The sequence below is a fragment of the Pseudomonas imperatae genome (assembly GCF_057128625.1).
The window spans coordinates 55,166-62,886 of record NZ_JBSKHP010000036.1; the positions used below are offsets into that span (position 1 = coordinate 55,166).

A 7,721-nucleotide genomic window follows, 5' to 3' on the forward strand; every position below is an offset into this window, starting at 1 on the left:
TGCGAGGCCGCCGTTGATGACGGTGGAGCGCAATACCGATATCGAGATCCGCTTGCTGATCGAGGCTATCTACCTCAAGTACAGCTATGATTTCCGCGACTACTCCGGCGCTTCCATCAAGCGCCGGATACACCACGCCCTGCGCCAGCTGGAGTGCAACACCATCTCGGCGCTGCAGGAGCGGGTGCTGCACGACCCCACCGCGTTCATGCAGCTGCTGCAGTACCTGACCATCCCGGTGAGCGAGATGTTTCGCGACCCCGAGCACTTCCTGGCCATCCGCCGCGAAGTGGTGCCGCTGCTGCGCACCTACCCCTCGATCAAGATCTGGATCGCCGGCTGCAGCACGGGCGAGGAGGTGTACTCCATGGCCATCCTGCTGCGCGAGGAAGGCCTGCTGGAACGCACCATCATCTACGCCACCGACATTAACCCGCAGTCCCTGGACAAGGCCAAGCAAGGCATCTACTCCATGGAAAACGTGCGCACCTACACCGAGAACTACCAGCGCGCGGGTGGCCAGCAGGCGTTTTCCAACTACTACACGGCGGCCTACGGCAACGCCATCTTCGACGGCAGCCTGCGCGAGAACGTGACCTTCGCCGACCACAGCCTGGCCACCGACAGCGTGTTCTCCGAAACCCAGTTGGTGTCGTGCCGCAACGTGCTGATCTACTTCAACAAGAAGCTCCAGGACCGCGCCTTCGGGCTGTTCCACGAGTCCTTGTGCCACCGCGGCTTCCTGGTGCTGGGCAGCAAGGAGACCCTCGACTTCTCTGCCTACAGCCACAAGTTCGAAGCCCTGGCCAAACCCGAACGGATCTACCGCAAGACATGAAAGCAGGCGCCGGGTACGCAGCGGTGGTGGTAGGCGCCTCGGCCGGCGGCGTGGAGGCGCTGCTGCGCGTGTACGGCATGCTGCCGCCAACGTTCGCGCTGCCGGTACTGACCGTGCTGCACCTGCCCGATGACCGCCACAGCCAGCTGGCCGAGGTGTTCGCCCGGCGCATGCAACGCGCTGCCAAGGAGGCAGTGGACAAGGAAGACATACAACCAGGGATGTTCTATTTCGCCGGCCCCGGCTACCACCTGTCGGTGGAGCAGGACCGCAGCCTGTCGTTGAGCCAGGAAGACCGGGTGCACTATTCGCGCCCGGCCATCGACCTGTTGTTCGAATCGGCCGCCGATGCCTACGGCCCGCAACTGATCGGGGTGCTGCTCACCGGCGCCAATGAAGACGGTGCGCGCGGCCTGGCAACCATTGGCGAGCGCGGCGGTCTGACCATTGTCCAGGACCCGGCCGAGGCGCGCGTGGCAATCATGCCCGAAGCTGCGCTGAAGCTGCGCCGGCCCGACCATATACTCCCATTGAACGGCATAGGCTTATTGCTCGCCGAGCTGGAACAAAGCGCATGCCAAGCCCAATAAAAGCAAAACTGCTGATCGTCGACGACCTGCCGGAGAACCTGCTGGCCCTGGAAGCGCTGATCAAGGCCGATGACCGCGAGGTACACAAGGCGCTGTCGGCCGACGAAGCCTTGTCGCTGTTGCTGCAACACGAATTCGCCCTGGCCATCCTCGATGTGCAGATGCCGGGCATGAACGGCTTCGAACTGGCCGAGCTGATGCGCGGCACCGAGAAAACCAAGAGCATTCCCATCGTCTTCGTCAGCGCCGCCGGGCGCGAGCTCAACTACGCCTTCAAGGGCTACGAGAGCGGCGCGGTGGACTTCCTGCACAAGCCGCTGGAGATCCATGCGGTGAAGAGCAAGGTCAGCGTGTTCGTCGACCTGTACTGCCAGCGCAAGATCCTCAAGGAGCAGCTCGACGCCCTGGAGCGCAGCCGCCAGGAACAGGAGGTGTTGCTGAAGAAACTGCAGGCCACCCAGAACGAACTGCAGCACGCGGTGCGCATGCGCGACGACTTCATGTCCATCGTCAGCCACGAGGTGCGCACGCCGCTCAACGGCCTGATCCTGGAAACCCAGCTGCGCAAGCTGCACCTGGCCCGGGACAACGCCGATGCCTTCACCCTGGAGAAAATGCGCGGCATGGTCGAGCGCGACGAGCGGCAGATCCAGAGCCTGATCCGCCTGATCGAGGACATGCTCGACGTGTCGCGCATCCGCACCGGCAAGCTGTCCATCCGCCCCAGCGAGTTCGACCTGACGCAACTGGTGGCCAACCTGCTGGACAACTTCGCCCCCCAGGTCGCCGCCGCCGAGTGCAGCATCAGCTTGCACGCCAGCGAACCGGTGGTGGGCACCTGGGACGAATTCCGCGTGGAGCAGGTGATCTCCAACCTGGTGTCCAACGCCCTGCGCTACGGCGGCCGCGGCCCCATCGAAGTCAGCGTGTACGCGCAGAAGGGCGCGGCGCTGGTGGAGGTGCGCGACCACGGCATCGGCATCAGCAAGGAAAACCAGGCGCGCATCTTCCAGCAGTTCGAGCGCGTGTCGGCCACCCACGTGGTGGCAGGGCTGGGCCTGGGGCTGTTCATTTCCGAGCAGATCGTGGTCGCCCATGGCGGCTCCATCACGGTGCAGAGCGCCTTGGGCGAGGGTTCGACGTTCATCGTCAGCCTGCCGCTGTAACAAGCGCCAGGCGGCACGCAACCTCTACGGGCGGCCACGGTCACATAGGCAGCCAACCTAAAAGTACATAGGCGTTACCATGAGTGAAGATGCACAAGACGTTGTCCTCATTGTCGAGGATGAACCCTCGATTCTGATGGTGTTGTCCGACTACCTGAAAGGCGAGGGGTACCACGTGCTGGAGGCCGAGAACGGCGCCCAGGCGTTCGAGATCCTGGCGCGCAAGCCGCACCTGGACCTGATGGTCACCGATTATCGTTTGCCGGGTGGCATTTCGGGCGTGCAGATCGCCGAACCGGCGCTGAAGCTGCGCCCGGAGTTGAAGGTGATTTTCATCAGCGGCTACCCGCAGGAAATCATCGAGTCCGGCAGCCCCATCACCCGCAACGCGCCGATTCTGGCCAAGCCGTTCGACCTCGATACCCTGGGGGAAAAAATCCAGCAATTGCTGGTGTGAGGACGCGGCCTGCGGCCGCTGCTACGGGATCGTGTAGCAGCGGCCGCAGGCCGCGTCACACCTCGATCATCTCCCGCACCTTCGCCGTCAGCAAATCAAACGCAAACGGCTTGGTGATCATCTGCATGCCCGGGTCCAGGAAGCCGCCGCGCACCGCCGCGTGTTCGGCGTAGCCGGTGATGAACAGCACCTTGAGCCCCGGCCGCAGGTGCCGGCCGATCTCTGCCAGTTGCCGGCCGTTCATGCCGCCGGGCAAGCCCACGTCGCTGATCAGCAAGTCGATTCGCCGGGGCGAGTTGAGGATGGGCAGGGCGCCGGCCGAGTCGGCGGCTTCGATCCAGGTGTAGCCCAACTCCCGCAGCACCTCGCCCACCAGCACCCGCACGGCGCTGTCGTCCTCGACGATCAGCACCGTCTCGCCACTGCGCGCCCGCCTGGCCCGGGCCACGGGGGCGTCGGCCTGGCCGGGCAGCTCGCCGCGGAAACGCGGCAGGTACAGGCTCACCGTGGTGCCCTTGCCGATTTCGCTGTCGATGGCCACATGGCCCTGGGACTGCTTGCTGAAGCCATAGATCATCGACAGGCCCAGGCCGGTGCCCTGGCCGATGGGCTTGGTGGTGAAGAAGGGGTCGAAGGCGCGGTTGATCACGCTCTGGGGCATGCCGCAGCCGTTGTCGCGCACGCTGAGGCACACGTAGTCGCCCACGGCCAGGTTGCTCTGGCCACGGGTAAAAGCAGCGTCCAGGTGGCAGTTGCGGGTCTGCACCACCAGCTCGCCGCCGTTGGGCATGGCGTCGCGGGCGTTGATCACCAGGTTGAGCAGGGCGCTTTCCAGCTGGTGCGGGTCGGCCTCGGCCACCCACAGTTCTTCGCCCAGGTTCATGTGCAGGCGAATGCTTTCATCCAGGCTGCGTTGCAGCAGCTCGTCCATGGCCACCACCAGGCGGTTCATCTGCACCGGCTGGCTGTCCAGTGACTGCCGGCGCGAGAACGCCAGCAGCCGATGAGTAAGACCAGCGGCGCGGTTGGCCGAGGTCACGCCCAGGTCGATGAGGTTGTCGAGGTCCTCGGTGCGGCCACGGGCGATGCGCCGGCGCATCAGCTCCAGGCTGCCGATGATGCCGGTGAGCATGTTGTTGAAGTCGTGGGCGATGCCCCCGGTCAACTGGCCCACGGCTTCCATTTTCTGTGCCTGGCGCAGGGCTTCCTCGTTCTGGGTGATCTGCGCGGTGCGCTCTTCAACCTGCTGTTCCAGGGTTTCGTTGAGCTGGCGCAGGCGCTCCTCGCCCAGGCGCCCGGCGGTGAGCGCGCTTTGCAGGCGTTGCTGGCTGTCGCTGAGGTCGTTGAGGCGGTCGCGCGCCTCGTACTGGCGGCGCCGGCCACGGATGGCGGTGTTGATCAGGCTGACCAGCGCCACCGGGTGGAACGGCCGCTCCAGGAAGCTGACGTTGCCCAGCTGCGCGCCCAGGCGCATGGACGGTGGGTGGTCGGGGCCGCCATGGTAGGTCATCAGCACGATGGGCAGGTCGGACCAGGCCGGCTGCTGCTTCAGGAAGTCCAGCAGCGGTGCCAGGTTCAGGCCATTAAGGGCTTCCTCGGCGATCAGCGCCATGCCGGCGCCTTGGTGCAACTGGCTGCACAGGTCGCCCAGGTCGCTGGCCGGCGAGCCGCTGAAGCCCGCCTCCTGCAGGATCGTCAGCGCCACCTGGCTGTCGCGCCCCAGGGGGGCGAGCACGATGGCGCGCTCGGGGGCCGGGGCCTGTGGGCTCATCGCGGTGGGTCCTGCAGCAGCGGGTTGCTGGCGCCGACGTAGGTGGGCACGCCGCGCAGCACGCCCTGGAAGTCATGCAAGGGCTCGCCGATGGTCATGCCCTGGCTGCCGATTTTGTATTCACGAATGGTCGCCTCGTGGCCGCCGTAGCGTTTCTTGATCACCGACATGGCCCGGCGCACCTGGCCCACGGCCTCGAAGTAGCGCAGCAGGATCACCGTGTCGGCCAGGTAGGTCAGGTCCACCGGCGCCTTCATGTCGCCCACCAGGCCTTGCTGGGCCACGGTCATGAAGGTGGCGGCGCCGCGGCGGTTGAGGAACAGCAGCAGCTCGTGGATGTGCATCACCGGCGAGCCTTCGTCGATCATCGCCGCCTGGTAGCCGTTGATGCTGTCGATGACCACGGTCTTGATCTGGTGCTCGTCGACCTTGCTGCGCACCCGGTGGGCGAATTCGCCCGGTGACAGCTCGGCCGCGTCCACCTGTTCGACGATCATGGCGCCACTGGCCTGCATGCCCTCAAGGTCGATGCCCAGGCAGCGCATGCGCTCGAACAACAGCCCCAGCTCTTCGTCGAAAATGAACAGCGCGACCTTCTCGCCACGGGCCACTGCCGCCGCGGCGAAGACCATGGCGATCAGCGACTTGCCGGTGCCGGCCGGGCCCAGGATGAGGGTGCTGGAGCCGTTCTCGATGCCGCCACCCAGCAGCGCGTCGAGGCCGGCGATGCCACTGCTCAACTGGCTGCGCTCGTAGCGGGCACGGTGCTCGGCGGCCACCAGCCGCGGGAACACCTGCACGCCGTCCTGGTGGATGGTGAAGTCGTGGTAGCCGCCGCGGTATTGCTGCCCGCGGTATTTGACGATGCGCAGGCGGCGGCGCTCGGCGCCGTAGTCGGGGGCCTTTTCTTCCAGGCGAATGACGCCGTGGGCGATGCTGTGCAGGGTCTTGTCCAACGGTTCGCTGGTCATGTCATCGAGCAGCAGCACGGTGGCGTTGTAGCGCGCGAAATGGTGCTTGATGGCCAGGATCTGCCGGCGGTAGCGCAGCGAACTCTGGGCCAGCAGGCGCACTTCGGAAAGGCTGTCGAGCACCACGCGGTCGGGTTGGTGCTGTTCGACGATGGCGAAGATCTGCCGGGTAGCCTCGCCCAGTTCCAGGTCGCTGGAGTACAGCAGGCTCTGTTGCTGCTGGGCGTCGAGGAGCATCTCCGGTGGGGTCAGTTCGAACACCTTGATCTGCTCGTCCAGCTCCCAGCCGTGGGAACGGGCGCCTTCGCGCAGCTCGCGCTCGGTTTCCGACAGGGTGATGTACAGGCAACGCTCGCCGGCGGCGGCGCCGTCGAGCAGAAATTGCAGGGCAACGGTGGTCTTGCCCGCGCCAGGTTGGCCTTCGAGCAGAAATATATGGCCGCGGCTCAAGCCGCCGCACAGAATGTCATCGAGACCGGCAATGCCGGTGGCAGCTTTCGACGTCATCAATGCTCAGTCCTCATGTGGCGATCAGGGCGCACAGGGGCCTTGCAAAGGGCCGCTGCACCTACACTGGACAGCGGCGGGCAACGGCAAGTTCCGATTATTCAGGGGGCTACAGGCCTTGCTGCAGGGCCGGGTCATCAGGGTTCTGCTGCTCCAGTTCCGCCAGCAGCACCTGCACGTTCTGCAGCTGGCCGGTCTGCTTCCAATACTCGATCAACAGCACCCGCGCCTTGCGGTTGGCCGGCTGCCTGCGCAGGATCTCGTCCAGCTGGCGCTGGGCGGCTTCCACCTGGTCCATCTGGTGCAGGGTCACGGCCAGGCTGTAGCGGTAGTCGCTGTTGTCCGGTTCCAGCTCGGAGGCGCGGGCCAGGGCCAGCAGCGCGTATTCGCCCTGGCCGTGGCGGATCAGCCATTGCCCCAGTTCATGCTGCAGCAACGCCGAGTCGGGGTGGGCGATCAGCTGCTCGGCCAGCAGCTGGCGCGAGGCGTCGTTCTGGCCCTGTTTTTCCAGTACCCGCACTTGCACCGCCACGGTCTCCAGGTCGCCGGGGGCCAGTTCATGGGCGTGCTTGAGGGTGGCCAGCGCCTGGGTGTAGTCGTCGTTGTACAGGTAGATGCGCGCCAATTGCAGTTGCCCATCGGCGTCGTCCGGGGTGCTGAGCAGGGCTTGCACGTATTCGTCCAGCACCGCGTCCAGCCGCGCAAAGTACAGGCCCAGGTCGTCGGGGGACAGGCCAAGCAGCGCGCGGGCGGCGTGGAAGCGAATCTCCTGGTCATCGTCATCCAGCAGCGGCCCCAGCAGCAGGCTGCGCTGGGCGTCGGGCACCAGGCGCGTCACCGCGTCGATGGCGCCATGGCGCACCAGCAGGTTCTGGCCGTCGGCGAGGTCCGCCTTGACCAGCTTCAGCGCCTGCGGGCTGGGGTAGTTGGGCAGCTCGGCCAGCAGGCTGATACGGCGGATGGGCGACAGGTCCTTGCGCGCCAGCTGCTGGTACAACACCCGCGCCGCCCCCGGCTGGCCGTTGTGCGCCTGTTCCAGCGCCCTGGAATAACTGTGCCGCAGCTCCGGCTCGCTGGGCGCAGGCGCCGGCCGGGTCAGGTACCAGGCGGCGCCCAGCACGATGAACAGGGTGAACAGCAGGGACAGGTTGCGGAAAAGCTTGGGCATTGAGCAGTCCGTAGCGCAGCGGGCTTTTGCAGGGTGGTCAGCTTGGGACAGGTGGGGGGTGGGAGTCAAACGTGGGGTGGGTGTAAAGATCCATCGTCGGGCCAACAAGGCTGCCAACGCCGCTTTATCAGGCCATGGTACGGTGCAACAAATGTAGGAGCCGCCGGGGTCGCGCTCGACCTTGGTCGCGATGCGCCGCGCGGGCGGCGCGCGATCTCAAGGCCGCCACAGCCTCCAAGGCATGCACCTCCAA

General features: G+C 65.8%; 7 protein-coding genes. 4 read left to right on the forward strand and 3 right to left on the reverse strand.

The genetic code is table 11. The features are described from left to right. The first annotated feature begins 16 nt into the window (after positions 1-16). From ACWKWX_RS29965 to ACWKWX_RS29980, 4 genes are all read left to right on the forward strand, one after another. Positions 17-838, forward strand: coding sequence for a CheR family methyltransferase (locus tag ACWKWX_RS29965; protein WP_416424763.1), 822 nt, complete (start codon positions 17-19; stop codon positions 836-838). Next, positions 835-1,428, forward strand: coding sequence for a chemotaxis protein CheB (locus ACWKWX_RS29970; RefSeq protein ID WP_416424762.1), 594 nt, complete (start codon positions 835-837; stop codon positions 1,426-1,428). The genes ACWKWX_RS29965 and ACWKWX_RS29970 overlap by 4 nt, the downstream gene beginning before the upstream one ends. Beyond that, a complete protein-coding gene (locus tag ACWKWX_RS29975) occupies positions 1,413-2,594 on the forward strand; it encodes a hybrid sensor histidine kinase/response regulator (RefSeq protein ID WP_483829639.1) in 1,182 nt (393 codons plus the stop codon). The genes ACWKWX_RS29970 and ACWKWX_RS29975 overlap by 16 nt, the downstream gene beginning before the upstream one ends. A 79-nt stretch (positions 2,595-2,673) precedes the next feature. Continuing rightward, positions 2,674-3,051: a response regulator gene (locus ACWKWX_RS29980; protein ID WP_416424760.1), complete on the forward strand. Its 378-nt coding sequence runs from the start codon at positions 2,674-2,676 to the stop codon at positions 3,049-3,051. A 55-nt stretch (positions 3,052-3,106) separates the two neighbouring features. Here ACWKWX_RS29980 and ACWKWX_RS29985 read toward each other — a convergent pair whose 3' ends face one another. The 3 genes from ACWKWX_RS29985 to ACWKWX_RS29995 all read right to left on the reverse strand — a co-directional run bounded on the left by ACWKWX_RS29985 (position 3,107) and on the right by ACWKWX_RS29995 (position 7,468). Next, the gene (locus ACWKWX_RS29985; protein WP_483829640.1) at positions 3,107-4,822 is read right to left on the reverse strand and encodes an ATP-binding protein; all 1,716 of its coding nucleotides are present in this window, start codon (positions 4,820-4,822) and stop codon (positions 3,107-3,109) included. Beyond that, complete coding sequence (locus ACWKWX_RS29990; RefSeq protein ID WP_483829641.1) at positions 4,819-6,300, reverse strand: ATPase domain-containing protein; 1,482 nt, start codon at positions 6,298-6,300, stop codon at positions 4,819-4,821. Before ACWKWX_RS29990 ends, ACWKWX_RS29985 begins: the two co-directional genes overlap by 4 nt. Before the next feature lie 109 nt (positions 6,301-6,409). Beyond that, a complete protein-coding gene (locus ACWKWX_RS29995; RefSeq protein WP_483829642.1) occupies positions 6,410-7,468 on the reverse strand; it encodes a tetratricopeptide repeat protein in 1,059 nt (352 codons plus the stop codon). Between the last annotated feature and the right edge of the window lie 253 nt (positions 7,469-7,721).

Excerpts from the sequence above, each read along its gene's own strand:
- ACWKWX_RS29965 (WP_416424763.1), top strand. The coding sequence starts at position 17 with ATGACGGTGGAGCGCAATACCGATATCGAGATCCGCTTGCTGATCGAG.
- ACWKWX_RS29970 (WP_416424762.1), top strand. The coding sequence starts at position 835 with ATGAAAGCAGGCGCCGGGTACGCAGCGGTGGTGGTAGGCGCCTCGGCC.
- ACWKWX_RS29975 (WP_483829639.1), top strand. The coding sequence starts at position 1,413 with ATGCCAAGCCCAATAAAAGCAAAACTGCTGATCGTCGACGACCTGCCG.
- ACWKWX_RS29980 (WP_416424760.1), top strand. The coding sequence starts at position 2,674 with ATGAGTGAAGATGCACAAGACGTTGTCCTCATTGTCGAGGATGAACCC.
- ACWKWX_RS29985 (WP_483829640.1), bottom strand. The coding sequence starts at position 4,822 with ATGAGCCCACAGGCCCCGGCCCCCGAGCGCGCCATCGTGCTCGCCCCC.
- ACWKWX_RS29990 (WP_483829641.1), bottom strand. The coding sequence starts at position 6,300 with ATGACGTCGAAAGCTGCCACCGGCATTGCCGGTCTCGATGACATTCTG.
- ACWKWX_RS29995 (WP_483829642.1), bottom strand. The coding sequence starts at position 7,468 with ATGCCCAAGCTTTTCCGCAACCTGTCCCTGCTGTTCACCCTGTTCATC.